At 71.9% G+C, this 13,143-nt stretch carries 10 protein-coding genes; 7 read left to right on the forward strand and 3 right to left on the reverse strand.

The window, feature by feature from the left end; translation table 11 throughout:
• The first annotated feature begins 30 nt into the window (after positions 1–30).
• The 5 genes from PV762_RS09070 (at position 31) to PV762_RS09090 (ending at position 7,920) form a co-directional block, all read left to right on the forward strand.
• On the forward strand, positions 31–2,169 hold the full coding sequence (locus tag PV762_RS09070; protein ID WP_421034696.1) for a hybrid sensor histidine kinase/response regulator: 2,139 nt from the start codon (positions 31–33) through the stop codon (positions 2,167–2,169).
• On the forward strand, positions 2,166–3,359 hold the full coding sequence (gene cheB / locus PV762_RS09075) for a chemotaxis-specific protein-glutamate methyltransferase CheB (protein WP_421034697.1): 1,194 nt from the start codon (positions 2,166–2,168) through the stop codon (positions 3,357–3,359). The genes PV762_RS09070 and cheB overlap by 4 nt, the downstream gene beginning before the upstream one ends.
• A complete protein-coding gene (locus tag PV762_RS09080; RefSeq protein ID WP_421034698.1) occupies positions 3,356–6,364 on the forward strand; it encodes a response regulator in 3,009 nt (1,002 codons plus the stop codon). The genes cheB and PV762_RS09080 overlap by 4 nt, the downstream gene beginning before the upstream one ends.
• A gap of 59 nt (positions 6,365–6,423) precedes the next feature.
• Positions 6,424–7,158, forward strand: coding sequence for a response regulator (locus PV762_RS09085; protein WP_421034699.1), 735 nt, complete (start codon positions 6,424–6,426; stop codon positions 7,156–7,158).
• Between the two features lie 201 nt (positions 7,159–7,359).
• Positions 7,360–7,920: an HNH endonuclease gene (locus PV762_RS09090; protein WP_421034700.1), complete on the forward strand. Its 561-nt coding sequence runs from the start codon at positions 7,360–7,362 to the stop codon at positions 7,918–7,920.
• Here the strand turns inward: PV762_RS09090 and PV762_RS09095 are convergent.
• The 3 genes from PV762_RS09095 to PV762_RS09105 are packed head-to-tail and all read right to left on the reverse strand — an operon-like array spanning position 7,908 to position 11,722.
• Positions 7,908–10,121, reverse strand: a complete 2,214-nt coding sequence (locus PV762_RS09095) for a xanthine dehydrogenase family protein molybdopterin-binding subunit (RefSeq protein ID WP_421034701.1) — start codon at positions 10,119–10,121, stop codon at positions 7,908–7,910. The genes PV762_RS09090 and PV762_RS09095 overlap by 13 nt on opposite strands.
• Before the next feature lies 1 nt (position 10,122).
• Positions 10,123–11,118 carry an FAD binding domain-containing protein gene (locus PV762_RS09100; RefSeq protein WP_421034702.1) on the reverse strand — a complete coding sequence of 332 codons (996 nt, stop codon included), beginning with the start codon at positions 11,116–11,118 and terminating at the stop codon, positions 10,123–10,125.
• On the reverse strand, positions 11,111–11,722 hold the full coding sequence (locus PV762_RS09105; RefSeq protein WP_421034703.1) for a (2Fe-2S)-binding protein: 612 nt from the start codon (positions 11,720–11,722) through the stop codon (positions 11,111–11,113). The genes PV762_RS09100 and PV762_RS09105 overlap by 8 nt, the downstream gene beginning before the upstream one ends.
• Before the next feature lie 111 nt (positions 11,723–11,833).
• On the opposite strand from PV762_RS09105, the gene PV762_RS09110 reads away from it, so the two are divergent.
• Together PV762_RS09110 and PV762_RS09115 are read left to right on the forward strand one after the other, a co-directional pair.
• Positions 11,834–12,274, forward strand: coding sequence for a winged helix-turn-helix transcriptional regulator (locus PV762_RS09110; RefSeq protein ID WP_421034704.1), 441 nt, complete (start codon positions 11,834–11,836; stop codon positions 12,272–12,274).
• Positions 12,275–12,481: 207 nt separating this feature from the next.
• Positions 12,482–12,949, forward strand: a complete 468-nt coding sequence (locus tag PV762_RS09115; protein WP_088406184.1) for a glycine zipper 2TM domain-containing protein — start codon at positions 12,482–12,484, stop codon at positions 12,947–12,949.
• Positions 12,950–13,143: the final 194 nt, after the last annotated feature.

Below are 13,143 nucleotides of genomic sequence, written 5' to 3' on the forward strand. Positions count from 1 at the left end.
AGCAAAGACCCCCAGCAGAAACACCGCGCCGTGGCCAAGGACCCCTACCGCTTCTTCCGCGTCGAAGCCCGCGATCTGCTCAGGCAGATGAGCGAGGCCGTGCTCGCCGCCGAGCAGGCGCCCGCGCCGGACCTGCCCGCGCGGCTGCTGCGGCTGGCCCACACGCTCAAGGGCGCGGCCAGCGTCGTGCGGCTGCCTGCGATCGCCGCCCAGGCACATGCGATCGAGGACCTGCTGACGCCGCTGCGCGACAGCGGCGAGCCGCCGGGGCGCGCCGAACTCGACGCGCTGCTGGCCTTGATCGACGCGGCGGAGGAGTCGATCACGGCGCTCGACGCGCCGACGGCAGGTGCGGGGACGCCGGGACCGACCGCTTCTCCTCCGGGCGGACCGGGGCTCTCGCCGGCCCGCGGCACCGGATCGAAGGCCTCAGACACGATGCTCGCCAGCGCGTCGGGCGCTGCAACGGAAGCGCCCGTGGCGCCCGCCAGCAGCGAGCCGGCCCAGGACGCCGCCGACGATCCCGCCGGCGCGGTGCTGACCATTCCGCAGCTGGTGCCGGAGGAACTCGACGGCCTGCTCTCCGACATCGCGCGCACGCAGGGACACCTCGCGCCGCTGGAGCGCGCCGGGATGCTGCTCCGCGAGTTGCGCGGCGCGCTGCAGGGCCAGCAGGAGATCCTGGCCGGGCCGCTCGCGCGCATCGAGGATCAGATCGACCGCGGTGCGCGCCAGCTCGCGCGCGAGCTCGTCGCCCTGCGCGACAGCGCCGAACAATTGCGCCTGCTGCCGGCCATGCAGCTCTTCGCGCCGCTCCAACGCGTGGCCCGCGATGCGGCGCGCTCCCAGGACAAGCAGGCGAGGCTGACCGGCCACGGCGGCGACGTGAAACTCGAGGCCGAGCTGCTGAACGCCATCTCCGGCGCGCTGGTGCAGATGGTGCGCAACGCCGTGGCGCACGGCATCGAATCGCCGGCCGAACGCGCCGCCGCCGGCAAGCCGCCGCAGGGCCGCATCGAGCTGCGCATCGAGCGGCGCGGCCGCGAGGTGCTGTTCTGCTGCTCGGACGACGGCGCCGGTCTGGACCTGGACGCCGTGCGTCGCACCGCCGTCGACAAGGGTGTTGCCGGCGCCGCCGACCTCGATGACGAGGCCCTCGTCGAACGACTGCTGCGCGGCGGCCTGAGCACCGCGCGTCGCGTCGACGCGCTGGCCGGACGCGGCGTCGGCATGGACCTGGTGCGCGACACGGCCGACCGCCTGGGCGGCCGCCTCACGTTGCGCAGCCGGCGCGGCGAAGGCACCACCGTCGAGCTCTGCGTGCCGCTGCAGCTGGCCGCCCTGCGCGCGATCCGACTGTGCGCCGGCACCGTGTCGGCCTGGGTCCCGCTGGAAGCCGTCGAATGCGTGCTGCAGCGCCCGGAGCTGAACGGGTCGCACGTGGCCCTCGGCGACGAACTGCTGCCCCATCTCTCGCTCGCCGAGGCCTTGCGCCCCGGCGTTCCGGCCTCCGCGCCCCGCTCCGCGCTCGTGCTCCGCGCCGGCGGTCATCGCGCGGTGCTGGGCGTGGATTCGCTGGACGGCGTCACCAGCGTCGTGCTTCGACCGCCGCCGGCGCTGCTGCCGGCTTCCCCGCTGATTTCCGGCCTCGCGCTGGACGCGGCGCAGCAGCCGGTCCCGGTGCTCGCCCCGGAGGGCCTGATCGCCGCCGCGCGCCAGTCCCGCCCGCGGGCGGCCGCGCCGCCGCCGCGCACCGGCACCATCCTGGTGATCGACGACTCGCTGACGACGCGCATGCTCGAACAGAGCATCCTCGAGGCCGCCGGCTACCGCGTGCACATGGCCGCTTCCGCCGAGGACGGCCTGGAAGCCGCGAAGCGCGAGCGTTATGCGCTCATCCTCTGCGACGTGGAGATGCCCGGCATGGACGGCTTCGACTTCATGGCCCGCATCCGCGCGGACGCCGCACTGCGCGACATCCCCGCGGTGCTGGTGACCTCGCGCAACGCGCCCGAGGACCTTGCCCGCGGCAAGGCCGTCGGCGCCGACGGCTACATCGTCAAGGGCGAGTTCGCGCAGAACGAGTTCCTCGCGCAGGTCGCGCGGCTGGTCGCGCGTTCGACGCAGAAGGCCGCCAACAGCGCGCAGGCGCAGGGAGCGTCGGCATGAACGGCGGGACGGGAGACACGCGCGGCAGCAGCGGCTTCGGCGGCCTGGGCGGCGGTTCGTCGTCGCCGACGAAGACCTTGCGCGTGCTGGTGGTCGAGGACTCGATCACCGTGCTGGCCCACATCCGCGAGGTGCTCGCGGCGCATCCCGACATCGAGGTCGTCGGCGAGGCCCACGACGGCGCGACGGCCGTGGCGCTGTGCCAGCGGCTGCGGCCCGACGTCGTCTCGATGGACATGATGCTGCCCGGCATGAACGGCCAGGAGGCGACCGAGGCCATCATGGCCCACAGCCCGACGCCCATCCTGATCGTGTCGTCGTCGACCAACCGCGGCGAACTGCTGCGCACCTACGAGGCGCTGGCCGCCGGCGCCGTCGAGGTGCTGGAGAAGCCGAACGCGGGCCAGCCCGAGGGCGAATGGGAGAGGCGCTATGTGACCCTGCTGCGGCTGGTGGCGAGGATTCGCGTCATCACGCATGTACGGGCGCGTCTGGGCGGCGGTGGCGGCGGTGGCAGTGGGGTCGGCACCGCCGGCAATGCCGCCGCCGGCGCGACGTTCGCGGCCTCGCGGCCCGCACCGCTGGCGCCCCCGCTGACGCCGCGTCGCGCGGTGCTGGCGCTCGGGGCGTCCACCGGCGGCCCGGGCGCGCTGATGAAGGTGCTGCAGGCGCTGCCCGCGCCGGCGCCGCTGCCGGTGCTGATCGTGATGCACATCAACGCCGTCTTCAGCCGCGGCTTCGCCGAATGGCTGGACGCGCAGACGCCGCACCGCGTGCGCTACGCCCAGGGCGGCGAGCGGCTGCGCGACCTGGCCGGCCAGATCGTGCTGGCGCCGCCGGACGTGCACATGATCGTGCGCGGCGGACAGATCGCGCTCGTCCACACGCCGCCGCGGCATTCGTGCCGGCCGTCGGTGGACGAACTTTTCGAATCGCTGGCCGCGGAGAACGGCCCGGGCGTCGCGGCGGCGCTGCTGACCGGCATGGGACGCGACGGGGCGCAAGGCCTGCTCGCGATCCGCCGCGCCGGCGGCGCGACGCTGGCGCAGGACGAGGCCAGCTCGATGGTTTACGGCATGCCGCGGGAGGCTGCCCAGTTGGGCGCCGCCGAGCGGGTGCTGCCGCTGGCCGACATCGGCCCCGCCCTGCTGGGCTTGAGCGGCGTCGCTTGGGGAGGAGCCCACACATGAACAAGAGAACCCTCATCGTCGAGGACAGCCTGACGGTCCGGATGGACCTGCGGGAGGCGCTCGAGGAGGCCGGCTTCGACTGCGTCGAATGCGCGACGCTGGCGCAGGCCCGGGCCGCGCTGGCCGAGGCCATGCCGGCGCTGGTCCTGCTGGACAACCAGCTGCCCGACGGCGACGGCGGCAGCTGGCTGGCCGAATTGCGCGCCACGCCCCAGGGCGGCGCCGACTGCGTCGTGCTCATCCTGTCCAACGCCTCGCAGGCCGGCGACCGCCTGCGCGGCATCGCCCACGGCGCGGACGAGTACGTCGGCAAGCCCTACGACCGCAGCTACGTCGTGGACCGCGCCCGCGAGCTGGTGCGCCAGCGGCAGGCCCGGCTGCAGACGCCGGAGCCGCATATCGCCTCGGTGCTGCTGATCGACGACAGCGAGACCTTCCGCGAGGCGCTGTGCGAGGCGCTGGAGCCGCACGGCTACGACATCTACATGGCCGCGCACGGCGAGGAAGGCCTGCGCCAGGCCGCCGCGCTGCGGCCCAACGCGGTCATCGTCGACCAGCACATGCCGGGCATCGACGGCGCCTCGGTGATCCGCCGCCTGCGGCTGGATCCGGCGCTGCGCCACACGCCCTGCCTGCTGCTCACCGCGGACGAGGGTCCGGAAGCCGAGCTGCGCGCGCTGGAAGCCGGCGCCGACGCGTTCGCGCGCAAGCAGGACGACGTCGACCTGATCCTGGCGCGCGTCGCCGCGATGCTGCGCAGCGCCAAGTCCAGCCTGCCGGAACAGGGAGCGAGCCTGCTCGGCCCCAAGCGCCTGCTGCTGGTCGACGACAGCGCCAACGTGCTGGCGGAACTCGGCGCCACGCTGCGCGACGACGGCTACGACGTGATCGCCGCCGGCACCGGGGAACTGGCGCTGGAGCTGCTCGCGGTGCAACCGGTGGACGCGGTGCTGCTGGACGTGCAGATGCCGGGCATCGGCGGTCTGGAGACCTGCCGGCGCATCAAGGCCGCGCCGGCGCTGCGCGACATCCCGGTGGTGCTGCTGACGGCTTTCGAAGGACGCGCGTCGATGCTGGCCGGCCTGGAGGCCGGCGCCGACGATTACGTCGTCAAGGCCAACGGCGAGGTCGAGCTGCTGAAGGCGCGGCTGCGCGCGCAGCTGCGGCGCAAGCAGTTCGAGGACGAGGCGCGCCGGGTCCACGCCGAGCTGCACAGCAGCGCGATGGAAGCCGCCGAGGCGCGCGCCGCGCGCGAGCTGGCCGACAGCCGCGCGGAACTGCTGGCCGTGCTGCAGCAGCGCAACGACGCGCTGGAGCAGCTCAACGCGGAACTCAGCCGCGCCAGCAGCGCCAAGACGGCCTTCCTGTCGACCATGTCGCACGAGCTGCGCACGCCGCTGAACGCCGTGATCGGCTTCGCGCAGCTGATGCGCGACGGCGCGGCGGGTCCGGTCAGCGACCGGCAGTCCGAGTTCTGCAACCACATCCACAACGCGGGGCAGCATCTGCTGTCGCTGGTCAACGATCTGCTGGACATGGCCAAGATCGAGGCCGGCCGCGTCGACCTCGACATCGAGCCGGTGGACCTCGACGAGCTGCTGCGCGACGCGCTGGCGATCGTCCAGGAGCGCGCGCGGCTGAACCGCGTCCAGATGGACTTCTTCGGCGTGGGCGGCGGCCAGCGGCTGTGCGTCGACCGCCGCCGGCTGCGGCAGATCATCTACAACCTGCTGTCCAACGCCGCGAAGTTCACGCCCAAGGGCGGCAACATCCGGCTCGAGGCGCGCCGCGTGACGCGGGTCCGCGCGCGCGAGGCCCTGCCGGGCTTCCCGGACGGCCGCCGTTCGGAACTGCCGGACAGCGAGTACGGCGAGTTCATCCAGATCAGCGTCACCGACAACGGCATCGGCATTCCGCCCGAGGGGCTGGACAAGCTGTTCCAGCCCTTCAACCAGGTCCGCAACGTGCTGACGCACAAGGTCGAGGGCACGGGCCTGGGCCTGGCGACGGTGGCGCGCCTGGTGCAGCTCCACGGCGGCGCGGTTGCGGTGAGCAGCGCGCCGGACAAGGGCAGCTGCTTCACCTGCTGGCTGCCGTGGCGCGATCCGACGGTGCCCGACGTCATTCTCCCGGATGAACCCAACGCGATCCCGCTGGCGCTGGTGATCGAGCACCACGAGCCCGCGGCCGCGCTGATGCAGACGCAGCTGAACGCGGCGGGCTTCCGCGTGCGCCACGTGGCGTCGGCCGAGGCGGCGCTGGAACTCGCGCCGCAGTTGCGGCCCGACCTGATCACGCTGGAGGTCAACCTGCCGGGCGGCCTGGACGGCTGGGAGCTGCTGTCGCGTCTGAAGAACCTGCCGGGCTGGGCGCACATCCCGGTGGTGGTGGTGTCGGTGGATGCGGGGCAGGAAGTGGCGCTGTCGCTGGGTGCGTCGGCGGTGCTGCACAAGCCGGTGTCGCGCAAGGCGCTGAGCAAGGAGCTGGAGATGCTCGGCTTCAAGCCGACGGCCACGCGCAAGTTCCTGGTGCTGGCGATCAGCGACGCGCCCGGTGATCTGCAATCGCTCAGCGCGCACCTGTCGCAGCCGGGCTTCTCGGTGCTGCGCGCGACCGGGGGCAAGGAGGGCATCGAACTGGCGCGGCGCCACGTGCCCGACCTGATCGTGCTGGACCTGCTGATGACGGAGGTCGACGGCATCGGCGTCGTCGAGGCGCTGCAGCGCGATCCGCTGACGGCGGCGATCCCGGTGATCGTCGTCGCGGCCTCGCAGCTGACGACGCGCGACCGCGAGCTGCTGAACCGGCACGTGCAGCGCGCGACCCGCGATCCGGCGGCGGACGGCGCGACATCGGCGACCGGCGCGGGCGCCCCTGGCGCCGACGGCACGGCCGGCGCGCCTGGCGCTCGCGGCACGTCGAATCCTCAGGGACACTTCATGGACGAGGTCAAACGCGCGATCAGCCGCACGAGCTGGGGCGACCTCGATCCGCTGGACGAATGAACGAACGGACCGTGTGACGAGGGAGACACGACATCACGATGCAAGCGACCGCGATTCCCATGACCATCGTCCTCGTCGAGGACTCGCTGACCATCCGTCGGCAGCTGCTGCAACGGCTGGACTCGGTGCCGGGGCTGCGCGTGGTCGGCGAGGCCGCCGACGAATCCACGGCCCTCACACTGATCGGCCACCTGCGGCCGGACGCCGTGCTGCTGGACCTGTCGCTCGCGCAGGGCGGCTCGGGGCTGGCGGTGCTCAAGGCGCTGCGCAAGCAGGGCTACGCGGGGCAGGTGCACGTGCTCTCGCACCAGACCGACGCCTACCGCGCGGGGGTGCTGGCGGCCGGCGCGAACGGCTTCTTCGACAAGGCCGAGGAACTCGACGTGATGCTGCGCCACCTCACGGGCCAGCCCGAGGTGCCCGCGCCGGAACCGCTCTCCCCGGCGGCGCTGCGGGAGCGCCTGGACCGGGCGGTGAAGCTGGCGATGCGCGATGGCTCGGAGGTCGTCGTGCACGTGATCGCGGCGCCGCCCGCCTTGCTGCCGCCGCTGGCGGCGCAGTTGATCGTCGGTCTGGAGCACGGCGACCTGGTCGGCTGGAGCGGCGCGCCGGGCGATGCCCAGCTCTGTGTCGTGCAGATCGACAGCGACGACACGCCGACGCTGCGGGAGCGGTTGGACGCGTTGGCGCCCGACACGCGACTCGGACAGGCCCGGCTGCCGGACGACGCCCTCTCCGCGGGCGGGCTGGTGGCGGTCGCGGAGCTGAGAGCGCTGGGGAAATTGCCTTCCTGAGCGCATGACACGCTCGTGACCGGGAAGCCTGACCCGAAAGAGTCAACTCATCCTGGTCATTTCCCGACTTGAACCTCGTGCATCGGGCGCCTAAGTTCGGCGAACAGCTGAAAAAACGTCTCGGCGGCGCCACCGTGGGCGTCCGACACTTGAGTTGCCCCCTCCGACTGGATTACTCTCTGTCGCAGGAGGTCAACGACCGTGGACGTTCTCCAGCTGGACATCTCGGGCCGACCGCAGGCCTGGATCTCGTCGAAGGAAGCAGCGGTGCTGTACGCCAGCGACGCCGTCGCGTGGACACTGGGAGAGCCCTTCCACGTCCTGCGCGGCGGATACCAGCGGCTGACCGGCCTGCAATCGCGCATCGAACTGCACCCCATCGTCGCGGTCCGCGGCGCGGTCCCGAGCCGCGCCTGGCGCCAGGCGCCGGCACTGTCCAACTTCAAGCTCTTCGCGCGGGATCGCCACGTCTGCGCGTACTGCGGGCACGTGCTGCATTCGGACCTGCTGACGCGGGAGCATATCCAGCCGGTGTCGCGCAACGGACGGGACACGTGGATGAACTGCATCACCGCCTGCCGCGCCTGCAACGGCCGCAAGGGCAACCGCACGCCGGAAGAGGCGCACATGGCGCTGCTTTACCTTCCCTACGTGCCCAGCCTGCATGAGGACATGATCCTGCGCGGCCGCCGCATCGTGGCGGACCAGATGGAGTTCCTGCTGGCGAGCGTGCCCAAGTCGTCGCGGCTCTACACCTCGTAGAGATCCTCCACGCGGATCGGCAGATGCCGCACGCGCCGGCCCGTCGCGTGGAACACCGCGTTGGCGACCGCCGCGGCCACGCCCACCATCACGACCTCGCCCAGGCCCTTCACGCCCTGCGGATTGAGCCTGGGATCGGGCTCGTCGATGAAGTCCGCATCGATGCGGCCGATGTCGGCGGCGACCGGGATCACGTACTCCGCCAGATCCGCGTTGAGGAACCCGCCGTGACGCGGGTCCACTTCGCTGATCTCGCGCAGCGAGGCGCCGATGCCCCAGACCACGCCGCCTTCGACCTGGCTGCGCGCGGTGCGACGGCTGACGACGCGACCGCAATCGATGACGCTGGCACACCGCGCGACACGGATGCGGCGCGTGGTCGGTTCGACGTGGACCTCGATGAAATGGGCGGCGTAGCTGAATGCTACGAAGTCCGGATACACCGGCCCCGCCGCCGCGGGCAGGCCGCCGTCCAGGCGACCGAAGACCTGCTCCGGCTGCCCCGGCGCGCGCGTCTGGCTGCGGGCTTCCGCGACCTCCTGTCCACTGGCCTTCAGCAGGTCGAGCAGGCTGCCGCCGCCGTTCGCACCGGCCTTGGCGCGCAGGTCCTCCATCAGCCGACGGCACGCCTCCTCGACGGCCGGCAGCGCGGTGGCCGTGCCCCACGACCCGGCCGTGACGTGCTGCGGCGCGACCTGCGTGTCGCCGATGCGGAGCTCGATGGCACCGACCGGTGCGCCGGTCAGGCGCGCCACGCTGGTGGCGATCGCGGTGCGCATGCCCTGACCCATCTCATGGCCGCCCACCGACACCTGCAGGCGGCCGGACGCCTCGAGCCGCACATGGGCGCGCGCGGGCGCGGAAGCGGCCTTGTAGGCCCCGATCGCCACGCCCAGGCCCACCAGCGTGCCGTCAGGCAGCGTCATCGATCGCGGCGCTGCGCTGCGGCGTTTCCAGCCGATCAGATCGGCCCCACGTCGCAGGCAGGCACCCACGTGGCGTGACGAATACGGCTTGCCGGTCAGCGGATCGGCGGTGCCGTCGTTCAGCAGCCGCAGCGCGACCGGATCGATGCCGGTGGCGGTGGCCAGCTCATCCATGGCGAGTTCGAAGGCGAAGACCGAGGGATGCTCGTGCGGGCCGCGCATGAACCCCGGCGTCTGGACGTCGGTGCGGATCAGCCGGTCGGCGCTGCGGAAGTGCCTGATGTCGTAGAGCCGCGCGGTGGTGTCGCTGCCGGTCGAGGGGAAGAAGTCGTGACGCGAGGTCTGCTGGTCCGTCTCATGGATTGCCGCCAGCACGCGCCCCTGCCGGTCGGCGCCCAGTCGCACGCGCTGCACGCTGCGCGGCCGGAAGGAACTGTTGTGGAAGAGCAGCGCGCGCGGCACGACCAGCTTCACCGGCCGACCCAGCCGGCGCGCGGCGATGGCGACCAGCACCGTCTGCGATTGCAGCGAGTTCTTCTGACCGAAGCCGCCGCCAATCGTCGGCGACATGACGCGCACCGCCGACGGCGGCAGGCCGAGCTGACGCGCCAGACCGTGGCGCACGGACTCGGCGTTCTGCGTGGGTTCGTGGACGATCAGCGTGTCGCCGTCCCATAGCGCCAGCGTGGCGATCAGCTCCATCGGGTTCTGATGCTGCGCCGGCATCTGCGCGGTGACGTCGATGCGCACCGGCGCCTGCGCGAAGGCCGCATCCGCGTCGCCGAGCCGCTTGTCGGCGAGGAACGGGAGCGGCAACGCCGCCGGCTGTCCGATCGCCTGCGCGCCGGGCGACTCCGGCGTCGCCGCGACCGGGGCCGGCGTGATGCGCGCCGAGACGCGCCACGCGCCTTCGCGCGCGGCCTCGAGCGAGTCCGCGACGACCAGCGCGATGTACTGGCCGCGATAGGCCACATCGGCGCTCGCCAGCGGCTGCATGCTCTGGAAGCCGAAGCCGCCGCCCATCAGGAAACCGGCCCCCTGCAAGGGACCGATGTTGGCGTGCGTGAGCACGAGTCGCACGCCAGGCACGCGTTCCGCCGCAGCGGTGTCGATCGCATCGATGCGCCCACGGCCGACGGGCGCCGGCACCAGCGCGGCGTGCAGCACGCCGGCGGGGACGTGGTCGGCCGCATAACGCGTCGCGCCGCGCACCTTGTCGCGTGCATCGACGCGCTCGGGGCCTTCGCGGCGTCGGGAGGAAGAAGACGTCGACATGTCAGAGCCTTTCCTTGGATTGCATCAGCGCGTCGGTGAGCGTGTCGATCCCGAGCGCGACCTTGAAGCGGTTGTGCGGCAGCGGCCGCGCGTCGGCGAAGACCAGTTCGGCCGCCTGGCGCGCGGATTCGCGGGTCAGCGCGCGACCGCGCAGGTGGCGTTCCGCCGCGACGGCGCGCCAGGGCCGCGTGGCGACGCCGCCCAGCCCGATGCGCACGTCGATGACCTGCCCCGCCGCCATCTGCAGGCCGACGGCGGCCGACACCAGCGCGAAGGCGTAGGACTCCCGGTCGCGGACCTTGTGATAGACCGAGGCCTTCATCGCCGGCGAGCGCGGGATGCGGATCGCCACGATCAGTTCATCGGGCGCCAGCTGCGTGTCCAGGTGCGGCGTGTCGCCGGGCTCGCGATGCAACTCGCCGAACGGGACGCTGCGCGCGCCGCGCGGGCTGCGCAGGTCGACCACCGCGTCGAAGGCGACCAGCGCGATGGCGAGGTCGCCGGGATAGGTCGCGACGCACTGGGGGCTGCCGCCGAACAGCGCATGGCCGCGGTTGGCGCCCTCCAGCGCCGAGCAGCCGGTGCCGGGCTCGCGCTTGTTGCACGGGTAGGCGGGCGTGCCGCGGAAGTAGGCGCAGCGGGTGCGCTGCAGCAGGTTGCCGCCCAGCGTGGCCATGTTGCGGATCTGCTGAGACGCGGCTTTCCACAGCGACTCGCTGAGCGCGGGGAATTCGCTGCGCACGCGCTCGTGGTCGGCGATTTCGCTCATCGTGATGCCGGCGCCGAAGCGCCATTCGCTGCGGCCGAGGTCGATGGTGCGCAGGTCCTGGCAGCGCGTCACGTCGATCAGCGCGGTGGGCGCCTCGACGTTCAGCTTCATCAGGTCGAAGAGCGTGGTGCCGCCGCCGAGGTAGCGCAGGCCGGGCGCCTCGTCCGCGGCGCGGCGCGCCAGCACGGCGTTCGCGCTGTCCGGGCTGCCGTAGCTGAAGTCACGCATGGTCGCCTCCCTTCATCCGCTGGGCGCCGTCGCGCACCGCTTCGAGGATGGCGACATAGGCGCCGCATCGACAGAGGTTGCCGCTCATGTATTCGCGGATCTGGTCGTCGGTCTGCGCATGGCCTTCGCGCACGCAGGCGATGGCGGCCATGATCTGGTCGGGCGTGCAGTAGCCGCATTGCAGCGCGTCGTGATCGATGAAGGCCTGCTGCATCACGTGCAGTGCGCCGTCGGCGCGCTCCAGCCCTTCGATCGTGCGGACCTCGCGGCCGTCGCACTTCGCCGCCAGCGTCAGGCACGACGCCACGCGGCGGCCGTCGATGTGCACGGTGCAGGCGCCGCACTGGCCGTGGTCGCAGCCCTTCTTGGTGCCGGTCAGCTGCAGGTCTTCGCGCAGCACGTCCAGCAGCGAGGCGCGCGCCTCGATCCGCAGCGAATGCGGACGGCCGTTGACCACGACCTCGCAGCGCGGCGCACTCGTGGGCGGTGCCGCGGCGGGACCGGGCGCGGCGCATCCAGCGGTCAGCGCTGGACCCGCAACGCTCGCGGTGGTTACCATGAACGCTCGGCGATCGAGGGTCGTGGCGGAGGAGGAGTCGCTCATCGGAGGGTCCTTCGACAGGGGGAATGCGCGAGCCTAGAGGCGCGTGAAGAGCCTGTGAAGTACGCACTTTTCGGGCGCCTGATTACCCGCCGGTAACCTTTGGACCCCGCCGTGACCACACCGACCTCCCCTGCCGCTTCCTCGCATCACTTCGTTCATCCCCACAGCGGCGAGCCGCTGGATCCCGAGATCGAGGCCGTGGTCCGCGACATCATCGGCAGGGTCGCGGACAAGTGGTCGCTCATTGCGCTGGAGGTGCTGACGGAGCACGGCCGGCTGCGTTTCACCGAGGTCCGGCAACGCGTCGGCGCGGTGAGCCAGAAGGTGCTGACGCAGGTGCTGCGCGGGATGGAGGAGGACGGCCTGCTCACGCGCACGGTGCATGCGGAGGTGCCGCCTCGCGTGGAGTACGAGCTGACGTCGTTGGGACGCGAATTGAGCCGTGCGCTGTGTGGCGTGTGGCAATGGGCCGAGCGCCACCGGGACGAGATTGCACAGGCGCGGCAGCGCTTCGCATCGCGCACCGAAGGCAAGGCCGCCCGGAGCGCCTGAGCCCGTCCTTCGCCGGGCGAAGGATTTGCCCGTGTCGACGGTGCAGTCGTCCGTCCCTGCTTAAGAGCCCCCAAAGCCGCCTGCGGTAGAGTCTCTCTGTGCCGCCTTGACGGGCGGCGGGGCCGATGGCGGCGAGGTAAAGACTTGTTGCGTGGTCAACCCGGACCTCCGGTTGTTCGTTGGCCGTGCACCGATTGGAGAACTGAGATGAAGAAGCTGCTGATTGCCACGATGGTGGTGGCCCTGGCCGCCTGCACGACGACGAATCCCGACGTGGTCCAGCGCGGCGACGCGCAGCGCCTGTCGCAGGTGCAGGACGCCACGGTGCTGTCCTGGCGTCCGGTGACGGTGGACGGCTCGCAGAGCGGCGTCGGTGCCGTCGCGGGCGCGGTGGCGGGCGGCGTGGCCGGCGGCAGCGTCGGCGGCAGCCGCGAGGGCGTGATCGTCGGCGTGCTGGGCGCGGTGGCCGGCGCGGCGCTGGGCAACGCGGTGGAGCGCAGCACGACCAAGGAACAGGCTGTCGAGATCCTGCTGCAGCTGCGCAACGGCGAACGCCGCGCGATCGTCCAGGCGCAAGGCAACGAGAACTTCGCCTCCGGCGAGCCGGTGATCATCGTCACCACCGGCGGCAAGTCGCGCGTGATGCGCGCGCCGGCGGCGACCCGCACGAACTGAGCGCTGCTCAAGGCGAGCATTGCTCGCGCATCACGACGAAGGGGCCTCGCGGCCCCTTCTGTCGTTTCTGGTTCTGACATCAGCGAGCTGATCGCGACTCAGACCTCCATTGCAGTCATCGCTCTTCCTTAGAAGTGTGGATGAAAGAGGTTCTTCAGCAATGCTTTGGGTTTGTTCTCGGAGAACCTCCTGCA

Source organism: Mitsuaria sp. CC2 (assembly GCF_048957715.1).
In the GTDB taxonomy this organism is placed as follows: domain Bacteria; phylum Pseudomonadota; class Gammaproteobacteria; order Burkholderiales; family Burkholderiaceae_C; genus Roseateles.